16 protein-coding genes and 1 pseudogene are annotated in these 22032 nt (G+C 61.8%); 8 read left to right on the top strand and 9 right to left on the bottom strand.

The features are described from left to right. Window positions 1-28 precede the first annotated feature (28 nt). Entirely contained in the window at window positions 29-223 is a 195-nt protein-coding gene (locus FHX03_RS09470; protein WP_097628286.1) for a DUF4169 family protein, read from the top strand. A gap of 164 nt (window positions 224-387) precedes the next feature. Next, window positions 388-612, top strand: a complete 225-nt coding sequence (locus tag FHX03_RS09465) for a ribbon-helix-helix domain-containing protein (protein WP_097628285.1) — start codon at window positions 388-390, stop codon at window positions 610-612. Between the two features lie 17 nt (window positions 613-629). Here FHX03_RS09465 and FHX03_RS09460 read toward each other — a convergent pair whose 3' ends face one another. From FHX03_RS09460 to FHX03_RS09450, 3 genes are all read right to left on the bottom strand, one after another. Next, the gene (locus tag FHX03_RS09460; protein ID WP_183853424.1) at window positions 630-4331 is read right to left on the bottom strand and encodes an AsmA-like C-terminal region-containing protein; all 3702 of its coding nucleotides are present in this window, start codon (window positions 4329-4331) and stop codon (window positions 630-632) included. Window positions 4332-4420: 89 nt separating this feature from the next. Further along, on the bottom strand, window positions 4421-5833 hold the full coding sequence (locus FHX03_RS09455; RefSeq protein WP_097628283.1) for an FAD-binding oxidoreductase: 1413 nt from the start codon (window positions 5831-5833) through the stop codon (window positions 4421-4423). A gap of 240 nt (window positions 5834-6073) precedes the next feature. Continuing rightward, a complete protein-coding gene (locus FHX03_RS09450) occupies window positions 6074-7108 on the bottom strand; it encodes an aldo/keto reductase (protein WP_097628282.1) in 1035 nt (344 codons plus the stop codon). A gap of 92 nt (window positions 7109-7200) precedes the next feature. On the opposite strand from FHX03_RS09450, the gene FHX03_RS09445 reads away from it, so the two are divergent. The 5 genes from FHX03_RS09445 to FHX03_RS09425 all read left to right on the top strand — a co-directional run bounded on the left by FHX03_RS09445 (window position 7201) and on the right by FHX03_RS09425 (window position 13672). Beyond that, the gene (locus tag FHX03_RS09445; RefSeq protein WP_097628281.1) at window positions 7201-8103 is read left to right on the top strand and encodes a LysR family transcriptional regulator; all 903 of its coding nucleotides are present in this window, start codon (window positions 7201-7203) and stop codon (window positions 8101-8103) included. Between the two features lie 253 nt (window positions 8104-8356). Next, on the top strand, window positions 8357-9451 hold the full coding sequence (locus FHX03_RS09440) for an AbrB family transcriptional regulator (protein ID WP_183853423.1): 1095 nt from the start codon (window positions 8357-8359) through the stop codon (window positions 9449-9451). Between the two features lie 700 nt (window positions 9452-10151). Continuing rightward, window positions 10152-11102 carry a LysR family transcriptional regulator gene (locus tag FHX03_RS35075; RefSeq protein WP_097628280.1) on the top strand — a complete coding sequence of 317 codons (951 nt, stop codon included), beginning with the start codon at window positions 10152-10154 and terminating at the stop codon, window positions 11100-11102. A 278-nt stretch (window positions 11103-11380) separates the two neighbouring features. Next, the gene (locus FHX03_RS09430) at window positions 11381-12382 is read left to right on the top strand and encodes a glycine betaine ABC transporter substrate-binding protein (RefSeq protein ID WP_097628279.1); all 1002 of its coding nucleotides are present in this window, start codon (window positions 11381-11383) and stop codon (window positions 12380-12382) included. A 324-nt stretch (window positions 12383-12706) separates the two neighbouring features. Next, a complete protein-coding gene (locus FHX03_RS09425; RefSeq protein WP_183777642.1) occupies window positions 12707-13672 on the top strand; it encodes a nucleoside hydrolase in 966 nt (321 codons plus the stop codon). Window positions 13673-13750: 78 nt separating this feature from the next. Here the strand turns inward: FHX03_RS09425 and FHX03_RS35070 are convergent. Together FHX03_RS35070 and FHX03_RS09415 are read right to left on the bottom strand one after the other, a co-directional pair. Next, a pseudogene (locus tag FHX03_RS35070) lies at window positions 13751-13924 on the bottom strand (protein sbm); the annotation flags it as partial. Window positions 13925-13940: 16 nt separating this feature from the next. After that, window positions 13941-14828 (bottom strand): AraC family transcriptional regulator, encoded by an 888-nt coding sequence (locus FHX03_RS09415; protein WP_183853421.1) that lies wholly within the window; start codon window positions 14826-14828, stop codon window positions 13941-13943. A gap of 40 nt (window positions 14829-14868) precedes the next feature. On the opposite strand from FHX03_RS09415, the gene FHX03_RS09410 reads away from it, so the two are divergent. Further along, window positions 14869-15276 carry a DUF2000 family protein gene (locus FHX03_RS09410; protein ID WP_097628276.1) on the top strand — a complete coding sequence of 136 codons (408 nt, stop codon included), beginning with the start codon at window positions 14869-14871 and terminating at the stop codon, window positions 15274-15276. A gap of 50 nt (window positions 15277-15326) precedes the next feature. Here FHX03_RS09410 and FHX03_RS09405 read toward each other — a convergent pair whose 3' ends face one another. The 4 genes from FHX03_RS09405 to FHX03_RS09390 form a co-directional block, all read right to left on the bottom strand. Next, window positions 15327-15992, bottom strand: coding sequence for an OmpA family protein (locus FHX03_RS09405; RefSeq protein ID WP_003593423.1), 666 nt, complete (start codon window positions 15990-15992; stop codon window positions 15327-15329). 247 nt (window positions 15993-16239) lie between these two features. Then, window positions 16240-17238: a flagellin gene (locus tag FHX03_RS09400; RefSeq protein WP_097628275.1), complete on the bottom strand. Its 999-nt coding sequence runs from the start codon at window positions 17236-17238 to the stop codon at window positions 16240-16242. 276 nt (window positions 17239-17514) lie between these two features. Further along, window positions 17515-20670: an efflux RND transporter permease subunit gene (locus FHX03_RS09395; RefSeq protein WP_097628274.1), complete on the bottom strand. Its 3156-nt coding sequence runs from the start codon at window positions 20668-20670 to the stop codon at window positions 17515-17517. Continuing rightward, a complete protein-coding gene (locus FHX03_RS09390; RefSeq protein WP_097628273.1) occupies window positions 20667-21899 on the bottom strand; it encodes an efflux RND transporter periplasmic adaptor subunit in 1233 nt (410 codons plus the stop codon). Before FHX03_RS09390 ends, FHX03_RS09395 begins: the two co-directional genes overlap by 4 nt. Window positions 21900-22032: the final 133 nt, after the last annotated feature.

Genomic DNA, 22032 nt, shown 5'->3' with positions numbered 1-22032 from the left:
CCTTTTTCATAAGGATTAAGGGGCCCGCATGAGCGCCGAAATCGTCAATCTCCGCCAATTCCGCAAGAAGCAGGCCCGCTCAGAAAAGGAGGCGCAGGCCGAGCAGAACCGCATTTCCTTCGGCCGCACCAAGGCTGAGAAGCAACTCACCCGCAGCATGAACGAGAAGGCCGACAAGACCCATCGCGACGGCCGGCTCGAGACTGATGACGACGGCGCGTGAAGCTTTCACGCAAAGCTTGAGCCGCCGGAATACAGTGTGAAGATTTTTTATGCATGTCGTCGTCCCGGAACCGCCGCACACTTCCGGGCGACATGCATTGAGATCAGCCACTTATGCAGCTTCCTTGAATCGATCTACCAGCCAATTAGACGTGAAGCCGCTTCATGATACGCAAGCATTCTGCGACGTTGCACGGCCACCGTACCAGTTTCTCGCTGGAAGACGAGTTTTGGGATGAGTTGAAGGCGATCGCCGCAAGCCGTTCGATACCGCTTGCCGCTCTCATTTCCGAAATCGATGACCATCGGCCGTCGGACAGCAACCTGTCCTCGGCGCTGCGGCTCCACGTGCTGGCCTGGGCGAAGGCCGGCGCTGGCCGCGGATTATAATCAAATTCCATGCATTATCATTGCGCCTGAACGCCCGGCACCTGGTCAAAATTGAGCGAACCGGGCTGCGGCCCGCCGCGCCGGGCCGCTTCCGCGGCGGCCCTCGCCTGTGCATCCGCCTTGTCTTTGGCCTCCGCCGCGCGTGCAGCCTCCGCTTCCGCGAGAGCCTTCTGCGCGGCCGCAGCCTGCGCCAATGCGCGCAGCCGCTCTTCCTCCGCCTGCCGTTGCTGCTCGATTTCGGCCGCCCTGACGCGCTGAGCGTCATTGAAGCGGTAGAGCGCCGCCTCGCGGCGCAGCCGCTGCTTTTCGAGCACGATCGCCTGCAACCGCTCGACGCGCCGGCGCTCGCGCTCGAAGGCGCGCAGCGACAGGTAGCTGGTGATATCGGTCACATCCATCGTCTTGCCGGGCGACGGCAGCATGCCGGAAAAATTCAGCCTGAGCGACGGCTCGGCGCCGGACAGCGCTTCCGTGCCAGGATTGAGACCGACGCCTAGCGTCGCGCTGATCCGTTCCTCCGGCAGCGCGATCTGCGCATCGGCGGTGATGCGGGCGAGATCGTTGGCGACGGTGACATTCTGCACGCGCAGTGTCCCGTCGGTGATATTGAAGGGGATGCCGAGCGGCGGCAGCTTCGCCTCTCCGTTGCTGAGCAGCGTCTCGATAATCGGATGCACCTTGCCGGCATTAATCTGCTCCTGCATCGTATCGGTCGCGGCAAGCAGCGGCGGAAGGATGGCGAGGTTCAGTCCGCGTATGCTGGTCTCGCCGAGCCTAAGTTCGCCCGAACCGTTCAGCGAACTGGCAATCTCGCCAATCGTCTTGCCCGAAGCCTCCATCGACAGCGACAATCCGAATTTGCCGTTGGCGATCGGCGCGCCGTCGCGCAGCCAGACGACGCCGGCAACATCGGAATCGGCAAGCGCAAGCTTCGTCTGCAGGAAACCGGTGCCGTCGGCATTGGTGAACAGCAGATTGCCGGAGAGCTTTCCGCCATCCCAGTTGCCGGCCATGTCGTTAAGCTGCAGCTCATCGCCCTTGTAGGCAACGTTGCTGGTAAAGTCGGTGACCGCCGTCTCCGGCAGACCGGGCCAGAACTGCTTGGCGGTCAGCTTCACGTTGACGTCGAGATCCTTGAAGACGGGCAGCCCGAGCGGCGCCGTCGTCAGCGCGCCGTTGGCGGGATCAACGATCTGGCCGAACACTGCCTCGCCAAGCCAGCCGGCATCCGCCTTGGAGAGCGTCAAGTCGCCGGTCGCGGTCGTCTTCGCAGCCCTCCGGTCGAAGCTCAGCGCGCCTGAAAACTCGTTGTCGGCCGCATGCCCCTTGAGATCGGAAAAGACGATCTTGTCGCTGTCGACGCGGGCATTGACCTGCAGGCCGAACGGCAGCCCGGCTCCCGTCTGCGGCAGGGCGATCCCGTTCATGATGAGATAGGGGTCGATATCGGCGCTGTCGAGCGAAAGCGCGATCTTGCCGTTCATGAAAGTTTCCGGCCGGACATCGACTTTGCCATTGGCTGTAAACGAGGTCCGGTCGGTCGCAAAGGTTAGCGCCGCATCGGCGGGATCGTTACCTGATGCCTTCACCTTCAGCGTTAGGCGGCCGTTGGCGCCGACATCGACCGGCAGCGGATCGAGCCCGGCCTGGCCGAACAGGATCGACGGCACGGCATTTTCGAGCGTCGCCTCAAGGCTCGTCGTACCGTTGCCGGTCAGCGCCAGCAGGTCGGACATGCGGTAATCGAGATTGACGCGGCTGCCGTTCGCCACACCGGCAAGCGTCACCGTCAGCGCGTTGCCTTCGTCGCCGCCGAGCGTCAGCGCGCCGCGCAGCGCCGTGTTGCCGTACCAGCCGGCATTGCGCACCAGCCGGTCGAGCACCGGGTGATGCGGCAGGTGCTCGCGCAGCATGGTGAAAAAGCCACCGGGATCGGCCGATTTGAAGGTGATCTCGCCGGCGCCCTTGTAATCGAGCAGCGAGCCTTCCGCCCTGCCCGTCGCCGTCAGTTCAGCGCCTGCAATATTCTTGATCGACAGCCGGTCGACGGCAAGCTCTCCGTCGGCGATCGTGAAGGTGGTCTCGACATTCTCGGCATCGACGCCGAAGGCAGTGAACTTATCGGCCTTCAGCTGGGCGGCGATCTTGTGGTCGAGCACGTTGTCGCCGGCATCCTGGCCGGTCATCAGCCCGCTCAGCGCCTGCAGCGCATCGAGATCGAGCGTGTCGCCATTCAGGGCCACCGATAGGGTCGGCGTCTGGCCGGAGATCGCCTGTCGCTCCAGCCTGCCCTTCAGCGTCGCCGGCCCCATAGCGATCTCAAGATTTTCGAAACGCTGCAATTCGGGTGTCAGGCTGACATTGGCGGAAAAGCCCGCCTGCCGCAATTGGCGGATGGCCGGATCGACCGAGCCGGCAAGCCAGGAGGCAAGCCCGGTCGGCTGGCTGGACGCCACTACGATCTGGCCATTGAACGAGGCTTCGCCCTGCAGCAGGAGTTTGCCTTTGCCTTCCACCTGTGTCCGCCCCGGCAGCGTACCGGTGGCGCTGTCGATCATCCAGCCGGTACCGGCCGGTTCGAGCTCCAACTGCACGTCGCGCAGCGTCGTATCGCCGGCGACGATCGCCGGCAGCTTGACACTTGCCTTGCCCGGCACCTGCGGGATCGGCACCTGTGCGATGACATCAATTAGCGAATTCAGCCGCTGGCGCGCCGAAACCGCCGGATCGCGGGTCGTTTTGCCGGCCTCGCCCTGATTGCCGATGCGGTTGACGTCGATCTGCTGCCCGTCGGCGGTCAACAGGAATTCCGGCGCATTGCCCGTATCCAGCGTCGCCTCCCCGGTTATGACGTAGGGATCGTCCGTCGGTCCGATCTCCATCCGATATTCGGGAATGCGGATGCGTTCATTGGTGAGCTCGAAGCGGCCCTTGACGCGCGGCGGCTGCTCCTTCTTGTTGGCGGGCTTGGCGCTGTTGCCGCTTTCGATCGCCGCTGAAAGCTGCCCCTGATAGTTCGGCTTGCTGTCGACGAGCTTCAATTCGCCATCGAGATCGATGCTGACGGGGTGCTTGTCCGGCGAAAGCTTCGTGCGCATGCGCAGCACGCCCTTTTCGTCGGGCTGGCTGCTCGAGATCAAAAAGCTGCCGTGCTCGCCGTCAAGCGCCGCATTGCCCTCGATGCGCCAGGGGCCGGCCAGCGACTTGGCCGACATTTCCGCATTGAGGCCGGTGATGCGGCGTGAGCGGCCGGACTGGTCGTCGATGAACTCGACTTCGCCGCCGTTGACATGCACGTTTTCGAGAACGACGTTTTTCGCGGGTATTTCGGCGCGGCTGCCGCGCATCCAGTCGAGCGTGCCGTCCTTGAGCAATCTCAGGCGCACCTTCGGATTGACGACGCGCATGTCGAAAATCAGCGCCTCACCCGACAGGAACGGCGCGAGCTCCGCATCCATGGAGAACTGCTCGACCTTGACGATCGGCGTGCCGTCCGCCTCCTGGCCGACGCGCACGTCATGAAGTGTGACCGACGGAAACGGCAGGAGACGCGCATCCACCGTGCCGTAGACGGTGACCTTCTTGCCGATGATGCGGCTTGCCTGATCCTCGAAATTCTTGCGGAAATCCGTCCAGTCGATGAACAGCGGCGCAAGCAGCGCCACAAACAGCACTACGACGATCACTCCCCCTAGAAAGACGAGGAACCGGCCTACCAACGCAAGGATTCTCCATTCAGCATTCTGTTGCCGACACTAGCGCTATTCATGCCGGGGGCAAGGCCCAAGTTCATGAGAATATTCCGTTTTCAGCTCTGGTGGAAAATCTTGCCGGGATTGAAGATATTGTCCGGATCGAGCGCCTTTTTCACCTGTCGCATCAGATCCACCGTGCCCCCCAGCTCTTGTTCGAGGAATGCCATCTTGCCTTGCCCGATCCCGTGTTCGCCGGTGCATGTCCCGTCCATGTCGAGCGCTCGCCGATTGAGCCGCTGCACGAAGCTCTCGGCCTTGGCGATGTCTTCGGCGCTTTTGTCATCGAACAACAGCAGCACATGAAAGTTCCCGTCGCCGGCATGGCCGACGATCGGGCCGAGCAGCCCCTGGGCCTCGATATCGGCCTGCGTTTCGGAAACACAATCGGCAAGCCGCGATATCGGAACACAAACATCCGTCGAAAGTGCGGCAAGCCCGGGCGCCAGCGCCCTTGCCGACCAGTAGGCATCGTGGCGCGCCTTCCAGAGCTTGGTCCGCTCCTCGGCATTGGCGGTCCACAGGAACTCGCCCCCGCCGCATTCCGCCGCGATCTCGCCAAAGGCTGACGATTGCAGCGGCACCGTCTCGTCGGTGCCGTGAAATTCGAGGAAGAGCGTTGGGCTTTCGGCATAGGAAAGCTTGGAATAGGCATTGCAGGCCCGCATCTGCACCGTATCGAGCAGCTCGATGCGCGCCACCGGGATGCCCATCTGGATCGTCATGATGACGGCGTCGCAAGCGGCCTTGACGCTCGGAAAGGCGCAGGCGCCGCCGGCGATCTTCTGCGGGATCGCCTGCAGGCGCAGCGTCACCGAGGTCAGGATGCCAAGCGTGCCCTCGGCGCCGACGAAGAGCCGCGTCAGGTCGTAGCCGGCGGAAGATTTGCGGGCGCGCCGGGCCGTGCGGATTTCCTCGCCATTGGCGGTGACGGCGGTGACGGCAATCACATTGTCCTTCATCGTCCCATAGCGCACGGCATTGGTGCCGGACGCCCGGGTCGAGGCCATGCCGCCGATCGAGGCATTGGCGCCGGGATCGATCGGGAAGAACAGGCCGGTATCGCGCAGATGGATGTTCAGCGCCTCGCGCGTCACACCCGGCTCCACAGTGCAGTCGAGATCCTCGGGATTGACCTCGAGCACCTGGTTCATACGGCTGAAATCGATCGAAATACCGCCATTGGCGGCATTGACCTGGCCCTCCAGCGAGGTCCCGACGCCGAAACCGATCACCGGCACCTTGTGGGCCGCACACGCCCTGACCGCCGCCTTCACGTCTTCGGCGCTCTCGGCAAAGAGCACACCATCCGGCAGCTGCGGCGGGATATAGGTGGTCGTGTGGGCATGCTGTTCGCGGAAGGACTGGCCGGTCTGGAAGCGCTCGCCGAAGCTCTGCTTGAGAATGCCGAGCACAGCTGATATCCCCGCCTCGTTGCGTGTACCGGCCTTCGCGTCCTTCAACGCCATCCCTTTGATCTCCCTGCCATTCCACGGGGCATGTCGTGTCCCATGGGGTCAGGCTGGGTATGCGGCAAGTCAAAGCGGCTGTCCAGTTAAGATTGGGAGAAGATCTCATTCCCTTTTTGTTATACGCCGGTCCGCCGCCTTAAGCGCGTCACGATCTTTCAGATTCGCTCTTGGCGCCTTAGCCCTTTGTTTTCCGCACGTCATAGTCGCAAACGCGTTGCACACTTTTGCGCGACATGCTCAGACGATCGGCGGATTGAGCCGCGCGAAACCCTCTTGCCGCCGGTAGGGAAAATAGGGATAGGGCGCTGTTACAGCGCTGACGGCGTCGAGCTTTGCGATTTGCTCCTTCGACAGGCTCCAGCCGACCGCGCCGAGGTTTTGCCTGAGCTGTTCCTCGTTGCGGGCGCCGATGATGACGCTCGATACCGTCGGTCGCCCAAGCAGCCAATTGATGGCGATCTGCGGCACCGTCTTGCCGGTTTCCGTTGCGATGGCATCCAGGACCTCGACGATGTCGAATAGCTTCTCGTCGTCGACGGGCGGGCCATATTGCGCCGTCTCGTGCAGCCGACTCTCCCTGGGCAGCGGCTGGCCGCGGCGGATCTTGCCGGTCAGCCGTCCCCAGGCGAGCGGGCTCCAGACGAGGGCGCCGACGCCCTGGTTGGCGCCAAGTGGCATCAGCTCCCATTCGTAATCGCGCCCGGCCAGCGAATAATAGACCTGATGGGCGACGTAACGCGGATGGCCGTGGCGCTCGGCAGCGGCGAGCGACTTGATCAGCTCCCAGCCGGCAAAATTCGAAACGCCGATATAGCGGATCTTGCCTGAGGAAACGAGCCCGTCGAGCGTCGACAGCACCTCCTCGACCGGCGTCGAGGCATCGAAGGCGTGCAGTTGCAGGAGGTCGATATAGTCGGTCCCGAGCCGGCTGAGCGCAGCCTCGGTGGCACGGATCAGCCGCGCCCGCGACGTTCCCCAGTCCTGCGGCCCCTCGCCCACCGGCAGCGCTGTCTTCGTCGAGATCAGCACGGCGTCGCGTCGGCCGCGGATCGCCTGGCCAAGCACCTCCTCGGAAGCGCCGGCCGAATAGACGTCGGCGGTGTCGAAGAGATTGACGCCGGCTTCGAGGCAGATGTCGACGAGCCGCCGCGCCTCGTCCGCCTCGGTATTGCCCCAGGCGCCGAACAGCGGGCCGCTGCCCCCGAATGTGCCGGCGCCAAAGCTCAACACAGGCACTCTGAGCCCGGATGCACCGAGATTTCTGTAGTCCATGGATCTGTCTCCTTTGTTTCCACTGAGATAGACCTCGGCCGCCTGGTGATATAGATTGCCTATTAGCAAATCATCTGTGACTTAAATTCATCATGAGCCGTCAGGACATCAACCGCTCCGGCGAAATGGAGGTCTTCGTCAGCGTCGTCGAGCGCGGCGGCTTTACCGCGGCCGCCCTCGCCCGGCGCATGACGCCGTCGGCCGTCAGCAAACTCGTCGCCCGGCTGGAGTCACGCCTCGGCGCCCGTCTTGTCAATCGCTCGACGCGAAAGCTGCAGCTGACGCCGGAGGGTTGTGCCTTCTACGAGCGCAGCGTCGCCATCCTTGCCGATATCGCCGAGGCCGAGCGCCAGGCATCATCAGGCGAACTGGCTTCGGGCCGCATTCGCATCAACACCAGCGGCTCCTTCGGCAATCATGTGCTGGCGCCGCTGGTGCCGGCCTTCATGGCGCTTCATCCCGCCGTGGCGCTGGATATCTCCCATACCGACAGGATCGTCGACCTGATGGAGGAGCGCGCCGATGTCGCGATCCGCGCCGGCCCCTTGAAGAGTTCAAGCCTGATCGCCCGCAAGCTCGGCGCCACAGGCAAGATCATCGTCGCCTCGCCGGATTATCTCAGGCGCCACGGCGAGCCGCGCAGGGTCGCCGATCTCCGCCGCCATTGCCGCATCGGCTTTTCCTATGCCCGCGCCGTCGAGGGCTGGCGGCTACGCGAGGACGGCGAAACGATAACAATCCCGATCACCCCCGGCGTCCAGGTGGGAGACGGCGAAGCCATGCGCCACCTCGCTTTATCGGGCGCCGGCCTCGCCCGTCTTGCCGCCTTCACCGTGCGCGCCGACATCGATGCCGGACGCTTGATGCCGGTGCTCGATGAGGCCAATCCCGGCGATCTCGAAGAATTCTACGCCCTCTACATGGGCCAGGGCGGCCCGCTGCCGGCGCGCGTGCGCGCCCTGCTCGATTTTCTCGTCGGCCATGTGCATCTTTGATAAATCCCGTCCAAACCGTTCGGCAACATCTAGCGATGATATGAAAAAACAATAACTTGAAGCGGCCGGATGAATCGGTTTGGCATCCCGGGGCGGCGAGACGCCAGATTTCGCAATTGACCGTGCGCCTCGCGCCCACCTATACCGGACCCGCGCCAGCCGGTCCTTGCAGCCGGCCTCTCTTCGTCATGCCGGAGCCTCCTCCCATCTTCAGCCTCAGGGCTTGGCACCGGCCGGGAAAGATATGGGGATCATGCCATTAAGCGACGCACGCCGCCTGCTGCGCGATGCCGGCCTGCCGAAATGGGCGCTGCTGCTGGCGCTCTCCACCGCTCTCGTCGTCTTCCTCGAATTCTTCGTCCTACCGGCCTCGCTGCTGATCGGGCCGATGGTCGCGGCCATCCTGCTGGCGCTGACGGTCGGCAAGGGAAAGCTTCGCGTGCCGCTCTGGCCGCTGCAGTTCGGCCAGGTTCTTGTCGGCCTCATGATGGCGCGCACCATCACCCCTGATATTCTCGGCGCCATGGCGAAGGACGCGCCGCTCTTCCTGCTGTTCGTCTTCTCCGTCATCGCCATCGCCACCGGCCTCGGCTGGCTTCTGACGCGCTGGCAGGTGCTGCCGGGAACAACCGCCGTCTGGGGCTCCTCGCCGGGTGCCGCCTCCGCCATGGTGATCATGTCGGAGGCCTATGGCGCCGATGCCCGCCTCGTCGCCTTCATGCAGTATCTGCGTGTCGTCTTCGTCGCCGTCGGGGCCTCGGTGATCTCGCGCCTCTGGGTGGCGGCTGACGGCGGTGAGCCGCCGCCGCTCATCCTCTTCCCCGCAGTCGATTGGCCGGCCTTTATGGCGACCATCGCCTTTGCCGGCTTTTGCGCCTATGGCGTGCGCCGCCTGCAAATCCAGGGCGGCATGATCATCGTGCCGCTCTTTCTCGGCGCCTTCCTGCAGGGTGTCGGCCTCTTGAAGATCGAGCTGCCGATGTGGCTGCTCGCCATCGCCTATGCGCTCGTCGGCTGGAGCATCGGCCTGCGTTTCACCCGCCCGATCCTTGAGCACGTAGCCCGCGCTCTGCCGCGGGTGTCGGCCTGCATTGTGCTGCTGATGGCGCTCTGCGGCTGCATGGCGGCAGCCCTTCATATCTTCGCCGGCATCGATCCGCTGACGGCTTATCTCGCCACCAGCCCCGGCGGCGCCGATTCCGTCGCCATCATCGCCGCCTCCAGCGATGTCGACGTGCCCTTCGTGATGGCGATGCAGACCGGCCGTTTCCTGGTCATTCTGCTGATCGGCCCCACGCTCGCCCGCTTCATCGCCCGCCGCTCCGGCCTTGCGGAAAATCCTACCTAGCAGGCTGCTGAAAATCGTTTTGCGTTACCGTATAGCATGGCGGTGGGTTTGATTTTTAACCGGATTGCCGGTGGATATGCGCTGATCGAGGGCAAGGCGGATGATGTTGTAGGCGGCAAGGGCGAAGGCGAAGGCACACTCTGATCCGCGTGGTCTTCTTGGGGTCGCTTCTGCATACGGACAAGCAGCTCAAGGGCATTTCCGGCTATTCACAAGCTGACAATGCCTAACATGGAGTGGTGTCCGACTTTCATGTCGGACACCACGACTCTCCAACCAGGCGGCAGCCCCTTCAGCCATCGCCGCGAGGTGGCAACGCCTGGAACCTCAGCTCCATCAGCCATCTGTTGAATATCGTTGTCGCGGTGAGTCGGCGCGCCGGCTATTTCGTAGACCCCCCACGATCGGGTTCAGATGAGGGCAGATTACGACGAGCTGTCCGACGCGCAACTCAGGGCTTGCTTGGCCGATACCGAGTCCCGAAATGCACGCGTCGAGCGGCGCCTCGTGGGTATCAAAGGTAATGCTGCACACCTTGGGTTCGAAATCGATCATCGCCGTCTCACACCATCCATGACGAGGCGTCCGCAGTGTCAGGTAAAATCGGAAGTTCGAAGGAAGCATCCGGTCGCAAGCAGATAGCCATCCTTTCTGTAGTAGCGTTTGCTACACAATTCCGGAAAAAAGCAGTATCATCCCAATGTCCGGAAATCAGAACGCAATCAGAAGGATAGCGACGATCGTCAGGAAATATTACGGCCTGCCACCACTTACGAGCTTGGCAGTCTTCGAAGCCACTGCCCGACACGCGAGCTTCAGTCGAGCTGCCGACGAGATGAATGTAACGAAGAGTGCAATCAGCCGCCAGATAAAGGCGCTTGAAGACGAATTGGGGATAAAGCTTTTCATTCGCGCCAAGGACGGTGTGCAGCTAACGGCCGCAGCTCACGATCTTTTCGCGGAAATCTCCTCGAGTTTTTCAAGATGGTCTGAGACAATCCGGACAATAACGACAGACGAACCGGAGGAAAGCGTAACATTGGCATGCACAGAAGCGTTCGCCATACTTTGGTTAATGCCAAGAATACATCAGTTTACAAGCATATTCCCTAGAATTACCATAAACTACTCTATACCGGATAGGGTTGGTGATTATCGAAATGCGGAAGTAGATTTGTTCATTCGGCCCGCTAACGGAGCTTGGCCCAACGAAAAGAGCGAGCCACTTTACGATGACATCATATATCCGGTTTGCGGAGCAGGTTTCGCCGGCCAGCACAACGACTTCGAAGTCTCCTCCATGTGGCAACTTCCCCTGCTTCACCTTGAGTGGACAAGTCCGAACTGGCCACGCTGGCAAGACTTTTTTCAAGCCAAGTCAATAACCTGCCATGGTCTCAGAGGGCCAAGGTTTGCCAAGTACACTGTCTTGTTGGCCGCCGCCGAGGCCAACCAGGGCCTCGCACTCGGGTGGGACGCCATGGTCCGACCCTTGATCGATCAGGGAAAGCTCGTTCGATTTTCGGACCTGTCGTTGACTGATCCGATCGGCTTTTGTGTAGCGTGGAGTGATCGGAAGCCGCTCTCCGATCCAGCCCGAAGGTTTAAGTCTTGGCTTTGTGATCAAGCCAAACGGTCCGTACACAGCTAGGAAATGACCCATGAGGCCCTGACGGAGTTCGTGCGGCTACGTTAACTCCCGTTGATTTTTTTGCGCGATACGAGCGGACATTCCGGTGATAGATAATTGGTCGCTAGTTATTTGAGCCCCGCAAATCAATACTTCAAGAGGGGTCAGAACGCGGTGCGGGAGAGTATTTTGACTTCCATGGCGGTGAATGTCCGCTCAACCTGTCCAAGTATTAATAGCGATAGGCTTCCGCTCAGGCTCCTTTATCAGCGTCACTTTGTCTATCCCGTGGAGGAAAAATGAATAGGTTCTTAGGTATCGCGGTGGTGAGTCTGATGGGCGTCTTCGCCTCTCAGCAAGCTCAAAGCGCGGAATGTGGCGACGTGACTATTGCCGACATGAGTTCGATGTCGGCGGAATTCCTTGCCGCGATGGACAGGTTTATTCTCAACAATGGTTTCGGCTGCAATGCCAATTTGGTGGCAGGCGACACTGTCCCAGGTATTACCTCCATGATCGAGAAAGGGCAGCCGGACATCATTCCCGAAGGCGCGGTGGATGTTGTTCCCGCGCTGTATAAGGACGGCGTGGACAACGGTAAAATCGTAGCCGTATCCGATCCCTTGTCCGACGCCGGGAATCAGGGGCTGTGGGTGCCCAAGTACATGGTAGAGAAGGACGCCGCCCTCGCCAGCCTCGCGGGCGTTCTCCAGCACCCTGAGCTTTTCGCAAGTCCGGAGAACCCCGATCACGGCGCGATTTACAATGGCGCACCGGGCTGGGGCGCGACGATCATCACCGCGCAACTGTATAAGGCCAATAAAATGGCCGAACATAAATTCGACCTGATCGATCCGGGTTCGCTCGCAGGCCTCGATAGCGCGATATCGCGTGCGTACGAGCGGAAGGAAGGCATCATCGCCTATTACTGGTCCCCGACAGGACTTCTCGGCCGTTACGACATGGTCAAAGTGGACCTGGGAGTCCAACACGATCCCTCAGAATGGAAACGTTGCACCACAAATGCGGAATGCACTGATCCAAAGCCGAACTCGTGGACTGCGTCCGACAACATCAAGACGCTCGTGGCAAAGCCGTTCTTGGATCAAAACGCCGAGGTTGTCGAATACCTGAAGAAGCGCCAACTGAGCGCTACCGCGATCAACAAGGTCTTGGCGTGGATGAACGAGAACCAGGCCAAGGGTGAGGATGCCGCGCTCCATTTCCTCAAGGAAAACCAGGGCGTTTGGACGACCTGGCTTGCGCCGGAGGTCGCCGAGAAAGTCAAGGCTGCGCTCTAGCAGCGGTTATGTAAGGAACCTGCGGGTCACCAACCACGCTCGGTGGCCCGTCTTACGCAAGCCATTGGATTTGAGGCTCCTCGAGATCGGACGCGCCAAGGCTTCGCCTCGGTTTGCCGGACGGAATCCGGCGCCACACCAACCAAAGGCCCTACTCTTTTACGCATTTCGACCTCCAATGTTGAGTTTGCCGATGTCGTTGACCACTCTGGCACGGTGGTCGGCAGCGTCTCATTTCGCCAGTTGATCGCTACCATGATCCCTACGGCGTCTGCGTAGCGATTTGCGCAGAACGATTTCCAATAAGAATTGCAGCAATCCCCGATGTCCAAGCAGTCCATCATTATCGACACTGACCCAGGGCAAGATGACGCCTTGGCAATCCTCATGGCTCTTGCCAACAATGAGTTACTGGAGGTCTTGGGCATCACCGCGGTTTGCGGAAACATTGGTGTCAGGGCAACTGCCGCAAATGCGCTGAAGGTGCTGAGGCTGGCTGGACGCGAAGACGTCCCGGTGTTTGTGGGGGCCGCTGCTCCAATTCTCGGGGGGCTGGTCACCGCAGAGGCGTTGCATGGTGCGGCGATAACCGAAGGATGGGATTTGCCCACTTCGACAACGCATCCCCGGCCGGAGTTTGCCGCTGACTGGATAATCGACACCGTGAATTCCCACCCACCGGGCACCATCACGATTTGTGCGCTCGGGCCACTGACTAACGTTGCCTTGGCGATCGCAAAATGCCCCGAAATAGCTGGCAGGTTGCATGGCCTCGTTCTTATGGCCGGAGCGTCACAGGGCGGGAATATGAACGCCGTAGCCGAGTTCAACGTTTTCGTGGACGCATATGCAGCGGCGCGGGTCTTCGCCGCGCCCGTACCGAAGACTGTGGTTTCGCTCGACATCACATCGAAGCTGCTATTGACTGAGCGGGAACTCAACCGGTTGACGTCTGCGAACAACGCGATCACCCCTCGCTTGAAGGGCTTATTGACCCTTTATGAGAATTACATAAAGCTTGGGAAGCCTCGGCCCGTCCACGATCCCGCTGTCATTGCCTGGCTTCTCGCCCCCGAGATGTTTGTCGGCAAAGACGTAAATGTCGAGATCGATACTACCCGGGGTCTGACTCATGGCCAAACGATCGTCGACATGAACGGCGTGACCGGGCGCGCGGCCAATGCGTTTTGGTTGACAGCGGCCGATAACGACACCTTCTACGGACTGTTAGCCCAAGCTCTTGAAGAAACCGGGAGGCGCTCATTGTCCCGGATTGGTGATGGTCGATGAATGTTACCCGGTGGCGCACGTTGAAGCGCCACGAACCGACTGTTCAAGAGCTGGCCCGTGCGCCTTGTAGCTTTCTAAGAGCTCTACCTCGCCCTGATAGGCCTCGCCATAGACGCCCGCGATGACCTCGGGCGTCGCGGCATGATCGCCGAAGGCCTCGCGCAGCATGGCGTCCGATATTTCGCCGACGGTGGCGCCGGCCCGCGCCGCTTCGATCGTGGTTTCGAGCGGGTTGCCGCGGCCGCTGCGTGCCGCCGAGCACGGCAGACTAGCGCATAAATCGCCCTCGACTTCCGGGGTTATACGCCAACGCGGCCCACTGGCCGGGCGTCATTCCGTAGGCCTTCTTGAAATGCCGGTTGAGATGGCTCTGGTCGGCAAAGCCGGTCGCTGCCGCCGTGTCGGAAATTCCCTCTCCTGCGCCGATCATCGCCCGGGCCTGCTGCAGCCGCCGCATCAGCAGATAGCGGTGCGGGCTGGTGGCAAAGGCCGCCCGGAAATGCCGCGACAGCGCGAAACGGTCGAGCCCCGTGACCGCTTCCAACTCGCCTGAGCGTACCGCTCGGGACGCATGCGCCTCGAGATAATCCCGCGCCGCTAGGACCTGCCGCCAGGCGACGCTGCCGAGCGGCCGGCGTGGCATCAGCGCATGCTTGGACAGCCCGCCCGTCACCCTCGAGACAAAGTCGTCGACGAATAGCTCGTCCAACTCGCGGTCGAGTTCGCCGAGCGCGCCAAGCAGCACGCCAGCCAGCGCTGGATCGCCGATAACAGGTTCTCTGACGAAAGGCAGGCCGACGCCATCGGCCTCCAGGCATTCGAGCAGCAGCGACGGTTCGAGGTAAAGCATGCGATACTGCAGCCCCTCCTCGGTCCCCGCCCCGCCATCATGCTCCTCATCGGGATGCAGCACGATCACCTGGCCCGGCAGGCTGAAGCGTTGCGCGCCGCGATAGCCGAAAGTCTGCACGCCCTTCAGTGTCACGCCGAGCGCATAGGTGTCGTGTCGATGCGGCTCGAAGGCATTGCCTGAAAACTGCGCCTCGATACGCTCGATACCGGGAAAGGCAGGGGCCGCCAGGATGGCGTTGCCGGATGGTCCCGCGCACAAACGTTCAAGACCTTCGAAGGCCTGCGGATGTAGATCCTGGCTCAACGCGCCCGATACTCCATAACCCGAGGTGAAAGACTGTCCGATGTTTGATACCAAAATTGCCGTCGTCCTGCGAAACAATCTTGCTGGCTGGCAGAAGCTGAACGTTACCGCCTTCCTGATGACCGGCATCGCCGGCGGGCATCCCGAAATCATCGGCGAGCCCTACAAGGACCGCGCCGGCAATCTCTATAATCCGCTGTCGATCCAACCGATCATCGTGCTCTCCGCCGACGAGACGACGATGTCAGCCATCCATCGTCGCGCGCTGGACCGTGAGGTCACCGCCTCTCTCTTCATCGAGGAGATGTTTGCGACCGGCCATGACGCCGCCAACCGGGCCGTCTTCGCCGAATTTACGCCCGACGACGCCAAGGTGGTCGGCATCGCAGTACGGGCCGAAAAGAAGATCGTCGACAAGATCACTAAGGGCGCGACGATGCAGCAATGACAAAAACGGCCGGGCACCGCCCGGCCGCTTCAGAGATGGGAAAATCCTGCTCAGCCCTGCGTGATCGGCGCGATCTGGATCTCGACGCGGCGGTTCTGGGCGCGGCCGGCCTCGCTGGCGTTGGAGGCGACGGGCTGGGATGGGCCGAAACCAACAGCCGACACGCGGCGCTGATCGATGCCCTGGCCGCCGAGATAATCGGCGACCGAAAGAGCGCGGCGCTGCGACAGGTCCTGATTGTGCTGGAGGCTGCCGGTCGAATCCGTATGGCCGTTGACGTCGATCAGCGTGCGATTGAACTTGCGCAGCACGATCGCCACCGAATTCAGCGTCGGATAGAAGCCCGGCTTCACCGCATCCTGGTCGACGTCGAAGGTGATGTTCGACGGCATGTTGAGGATGATGTTGTCGCCGTTGCGGGTAACCGAAATGCCGGTGCCTTCGAGCTGGGCGCGAAGCTCGGATTCCTGCTGATCCATGTAATTGCCGATCGCGCCGCCGGCGAGCGCGCCGACACCGGCGCCGATCAGCGCTGCGTTGCGCTTGCCGTGGCCGCCGCCGCCGACAGCCACGCCGACAAGAGCACCGCCAAGCGCGCCAAGCGCCGCGCCACCCGCCGTATTGGAAACCTTCTGTTCACCCGTATAGGGATCGGTCGTCGTGCAGGCAGTGAGATAACTTGCTGCGACAGCCAAAAGTACGAATTTCTTGATCATGGACAGGATGGTCTCCGTTCGAAGCTGATGCGAGCAAATGGCAAGGATTGCGGCAAGAAAATGAAGATGCTCTCGTCATAGGGGAATTTCAGGCCCCGAAATAGGAGCCATGTTGCGGGAATGCGCTGATACCAACAGTTTTAATGGATCGACCAAGCCTATAGGCAGCAGGCACGACGATCAGCCCTCATGGTGAAGAGGCCCAAAGGCCGTCTTGAACCACGAGGGCGGGTGGCGGCTCAAAACCTTAGAAATTCTGGAACAACTGCCTGACCGTATCATAAGTCGCATTGGCGATGTTCAGCGATTGCAGACCGAGCTGCTGCTGCGTCTGCAACGCTTTGAGCTTGCTTGACTCTTCCTCCATATCGGCATCGACGAGCCGGCCGATTCCGGCGGTGTTATTGTCGTGCAGTTTCGAGGCGAAATCGTTCTGCAGGTTGATGCGTTTCTCCAGCGCGCCGAAGGCCGAACCGACCGTCGTCAACTGCGTCAGCGCGGCATCGACGACACTGATCATTTCGCCGATCTGTCCCTGCGTCGTGGCGTCCGAAAGGGAGATCACCACTTGCCCGGTAGTGGTGCCGTTCTTGCTTTCCATCAGCACATAATTCTGCGAGGCGCCGAGCTCGGTGGCGAAATAGGCCGATGTCAGCACACCGTATTCGCCAGAACCGGTGGCGCGGTCGTCGATCAAATAGCGCGCGTCCTTGGAGCTCGTCGCTCCCACCGGCGTGTTGTCGATATGATAGCTCAGCATGCCGACCGAGACCGTCCCGTCCGCATTGCGGATGAAGGAGGCCGGGATCTGGCGCGGCTGCGTCGGCGTCGCGTCATTGTTGAGGATCACCCAATTGTCGCTGTTGAAGGTCGCCGATTCCGAAACGCTGCGCAGTTGCTCCTGCAGCTGTTTGATCTCTTCGTTGACCTTGTTCTTGTCGACGCCGTCTTCGGTCGCGGCAACCAGCTTGGCCTTGATCTCGGAGACGACGTCGATGACGTTCTCGACGCCGGTATAGGCTGTGCCCATCGTCGCCGCCGCCATGCCGAGCGCATCCTGGATCGCCGAAACAGCCTTGTTGTCGGTGCGCGCGGTGGTGGCGACCGACCAATAGGCACCATTATCTGCGGCTTTTGCGACACGCATGCCGGTCGTGATGTGGTTTTGCGTGACCGTCATATTCCGATTGATATCGCGCAGCACATGAAGCGCCGCGTCCACGGAGACGCGCTGATAAATACTCACGGGAACTAAACTCCAAAACGCAAACAAAACGCAAACTGCACAAGAAATGAACCGTTGCCGCGCGGACATTCATGTCCGGGGGCGCTGGAAACTCCAGCGCGATGCAGCCTTCAAGAAACGAAGAAGACCAGCCGGTTGCTGGTCACGATCATTGCCGTTTATGCTTAACAAACGGCTAAACTTCAGAAGTAATTTATCTTATTTCGCAAGGTTTCATACACCATAAGAAACGCCGCCGAATGGCGATCCAGCGGCGAGGTCAATTCGGAAATAAGTCTATTCGGCGGCCTGCAACTGCTCATCATCCGGCACGGCGCGTGGCCGCGTGGCGACCGCCATCTCCTCGTGCAGCCGCGCTTCCTCATGAGCGTGTGGCTTGCCGAAGCGGGCAAGCAGCAGATAAGCGACCGGGGTGATGAACAGCGTCACCAGCGTCGCGAAGCCGAGACCGCCGACGATCACCCAGCCGAGTGCCACGCGCGCTTCGGCGCCGGCACCATGAGCAAAAACCAGCGGCACGCCGCCGAGGATGGTGGCGATCATCGTCATCATCACAGGGCGAAGACGCAACGCGCAGGCCTTTTCGATCGACGAGCGCACATCCTGGCCCCGGTCGCGCAGCTGATTGGCGAATTCGACGATCAGAATGCCGTTCTTCGCCATGACGCCGACCAACAGCACCAGGCCGATCTGGCTGTAGATATTGAGGCTGGAGCCGGTGATGATGAGCGCGAAGACGGCGCAGGCAAGGCCGAGCGGCACTGTCGACATGATGATCAGCGAGGACAGCACGCTTTCGAACTGCGCTGCCAGCACCAGGAAGATGATGACGATGGCGAAACCGAAGGTCAGCGCCATACCGCTTGAATTCTCCTCCAGCGTCGCGGCTTCGGCAAGCGGCAGCAGGCGTGCGCCTGCCGGCAGCAGCGGCTGCGCAAGCTCGGTTACCTGCTTGACCGCGTCGCCGAGCGACATGCCATTCTTCAGGCCGGCGGTGATCGCGACGGAGGCGAGCTGCTGCTCGCGGTTGAGCTGCGGCGCAACAGAACCTTCCTTCATCGTGGCGATTACCGACATCGGCACGATCTTACCGTCGCCGGTTTTCAGGAACACGTTTTCAAGGTCAGTCGGATCGTCGATCGGCCGCGTCGTCGAAGTCAAAAGCACGGGATAAGACTCGCCGTCGACAAACACGTCGACCACCGAACGCCCTTCGAGCAGCGACTGGATCGCCGTCGAAAGCCCCGTAATGTCGATGCCGAGATCGGAGGCACGCTCGCGGTCGATCGCCACCGACACCTGCGCCTGGCTCGGTTCGTTGGTCAGGCGCGGCGTATCATATTGGCCGGTGGCGTCGAGCGCCTGCACCAGCTTGGCGGCGGCCGCCGTCAGCGCCTCGTGATCATTGCCGATCAGCGCCATCTGCACGCCGCTGCCTGCGCCGCGGATGCGCAGGCTGTTCGATGAGATAGCATTGCCGCGTAGCGCCGGCACCCTGGAGGCCGCTTGGTTGATATCGCCGACGATCTCCGCCTGCGTCCTCTGGCGCTCTCCCCAGGGGGCAAGCGTCAGCACCATGAAGCCGCTATTCAGCGAACCGCCCTGGCCGGAAATCGAGAAGACGTTGCGAATGTCGCCGCTGTCGACCAGCGGCTGCAGATATTCCTCGACGAGCTGCATCTTGTCGCGGGTATATTCGAGGCTCGATCCCTGCGGCGTCGTCAGCCGCATCATCACCATCGACCGGTCCTCTTCGGGCGTCAGCTCACTCTTGACCGTCGAGAAGGCGACGAGCGCCGCACCGGCAAAGATCACCGAAAACAGGATAACGACGAAGGGCGCGTTGAGGCAGCCGTGCAGCGCCCATTTATAGAGGCGGGCAAGCGCTCCGCCGAGACGGCCGAGCGCACCGTGATCCTCGATCATCGGCTTCGTCAGCATGCGCGAGGCCAGCATCGGGCAGAGCGTCAGCGCCACGATCGACGACAGGCCGACGGAGAAGGCGAGCACGAAGCCGAATTCACGAAAGAGGCCGCCGACCTGTCCCGGCAGGAAGGAGAGCGGGATGAAAACCGCTGCGAGCGTCGCGGTCGTCGCGACAACAGCAAAGAACACCTCGCGTGTTCCAAGTACTGCAGCCGCCCGCGGCCCCATGCCTTCGGCTCGCCGCCGCACGATGTTTTCGAGCACCACGATCGCATCGTCGACGACGAGGCCGGTCGCCAGCACGATCGCCAGCAGCGTCAGGATGTTGATCGAGAAACCGACCATGTAGATCGCCGCCAGCGTGCCGATCAGCGCCACCGGCATGCTGACCGCCGGGATCAGCGTCGCTCGCCAGTCGCGCAGGAAGAGATAGATGACGGCGGTAACGATGACGGCGGCGAGCAGCAGCGCCAGCACCACCTCGTGGATCGCGCCCTGGATGAAGACGGCGTCGTCGCTGGTGATCGCGATCGTCGTGCCCTCGGGCAGCGTCTTCGACAATTGCTCGACGGCGGCCTTGATGCCGGTCGAGATGTTCAGCGTGTTGGATTGCGCCTGGCGGATGATGCCGAGGCCGATGCCCGGCTTGCCGTTCGATCGCAGCGCGGTTTCCCCGTCGCGCGGCCCGAGCGTCACCGTCGCGACGTCGCCGAGCCGGACGCGATCCTGCAGCATGACGCTGGAAAAATCCGCCGGCGTCTGCAGATTGGCGGTGGCGCGCACCACGATATCCTGGGTACTGCTCTTCAGCGATCCCGCCGGCACGTCGAGTGCGGCATTGTCGAGCGCTTTGGTCAAGTCGCCGATAGTCAGCCCGCGGCTCGCCAAAGCGCCCTGGTCGACATCGACGCGGAAGACCTTCTCCTGGTCGCCATATTCCTCGACGTCGGCGACGCCATCAACGGAGGCAAGGCGATCGATCACCTCGTTTTCGACGAGCTGCGTCAGATCGTCCATATTGAGCTTGGTGGAGGTGACGGCAAGGCGCATGATCGCCGAGGAATCCGAATCCGCCTTGACGATCTGCGGTGCATCCGCCTCATCAGGCAGGTTCTGGGTGATGCGGCCGATCGCGTCGCGCACGTCGTTGGCAGCGACCGCAAGATCGATCGCATCCGAGAATTCGAGTGTCACCCGGCTCTGGCCGAAGGAAGAGGTGGACGAGATCGATTTCAGGCCGCTGACGCGCGCGACCGCGCCCTCGATCACCTTGGTCAGTTCTTGATCGATCGTCTGCGGCGATGCGCCGTCGAAGGTCGTGCGCACAGTGACGACGGGACGATCGACATCCGGCAGTTCGCGCACCTCGACGCCGACGTAAGCGGCAAGGCCGGCGACGACCATCAGCGTATTGAATACCAGTGCCAGGATCGGCCGGCGGACGAAAAGCGCGGTGAAGCTCTGCTTGCCCGAGGCCCTGTCCTGATGAATCTCGGTCACACTCATTGCGTGGCGACCTCACCATTCGAGGCCACGTCAGCGGAAACGCGCACCGCCCCGCCCTCACGCACGCGCTGCAGGCCTTGCGTCACGATCTTGTCGCCGTCCTTGAGATCGGCTTTGACGAGCACGAAATCCGGGTTGCGCTGCACGACGCTGACCCGCACCTTATGCGACTTGTCGTCGTTGACCAGCCACACGAACGACCCCTGCGAATCCCACTGCACGGACTGCGGATCGACCGCCGGATATTTGTCACCGGGGAATTTCATGCTGACACTGAAGGACATGCCGGCGCGCAGCTCGTCGGAAGAGTTGTCGATCCGGGCGCGCAGGCGTAGCGTGCGGCTCGCCGCATCGATGCGGTTGTCGACAGCTTCGACTTCCCCGGAAAACACCTGCCCAGGTTTTGCGACCGACATCGCCTCGACCGGCTGGCCGACCGACACCGTGTTGGCAAAGCGCTCAGGCACCCAGAAGTCGACGAGGATTTCCGAACGGTCGTCGAGTGTGACGATCGGGATGCTCGTCGTGACATTGTCGCCGATATTGACCGGCACGATGCCGACGATACCGTCGATCGGCGCAACAATGTTGCGCCGTGCGAGATTGAGCTCGGCGGCCTGCAGCTGCAGCCGGGCGCCCTGCTCGGCGATCTCGGAATCGAACACGTCCATGCGCGACACGCTGGACTTGATGTTGTGATAGAGATTGGATTTCTCGACGGCGGCCTTGACCGCAACGTCAGCCTGACCGCGGGCAATCACCTGCTCCTCGCTGTCGAGCTTGGCGAGCACCTGGCCGGCCTTCACCCTGTCCCCCGACTTGATGAGGATTTCACGGATCGTCCCCGATGCCTGCGGCGTGACCGCGACCGAGCGGATCGCGTCACCCGTCCCGATGGCGTTCAGCCGGTCGTTGACGACACCCTGGACGACCGCCTGCGTCGCGACGAGAATAGCGCCGTTGCGCCCGCCGCCATTGCGGCGGTTCTCGCCCTGTCCCTGGCTCCCCTGTCCCTGGCCTTGACCCTCGCCACGTTGCTGGCCTTGCGACCGGGCGGGAGCGTCGGCAACCGCCGTCTGCTCGGCCTTCGGCGCGATCCTGGAAACGATGCCGTCTGGAATACCCGCATCTCGCATCATATCGCCGGCGCCCGGGACAAAGAAAACCCACGCGGCAAAGCCGGCAACAATAACGATGAGCGAAAGTATAAACTGCTTCCAAAAGGCCATTCACGTCTCCGGAGGGACTCGAGGTTGGACCAGGCTCGGTCGAAAGAGGCGCTGCGGGATGACGGTCCCGTCTGATGCGACAATATCGCGCGTTTACAGCGTACCGGCAAGCATAAGCAGCCGGCATTACCGA

Source organism: Rhizobium sp. BK456 (assembly GCF_014194045.1).
In the GTDB taxonomy this organism is placed as follows: Bacteria; Pseudomonadota; Alphaproteobacteria; order Rhizobiales; family Rhizobiaceae; genus Rhizobium; species Rhizobium redzepovicii.
The sequence above is the reverse complement of the archived record's forward strand: the minus strand, read 5'-3'. Positions and strand labels throughout refer to the sequence as shown.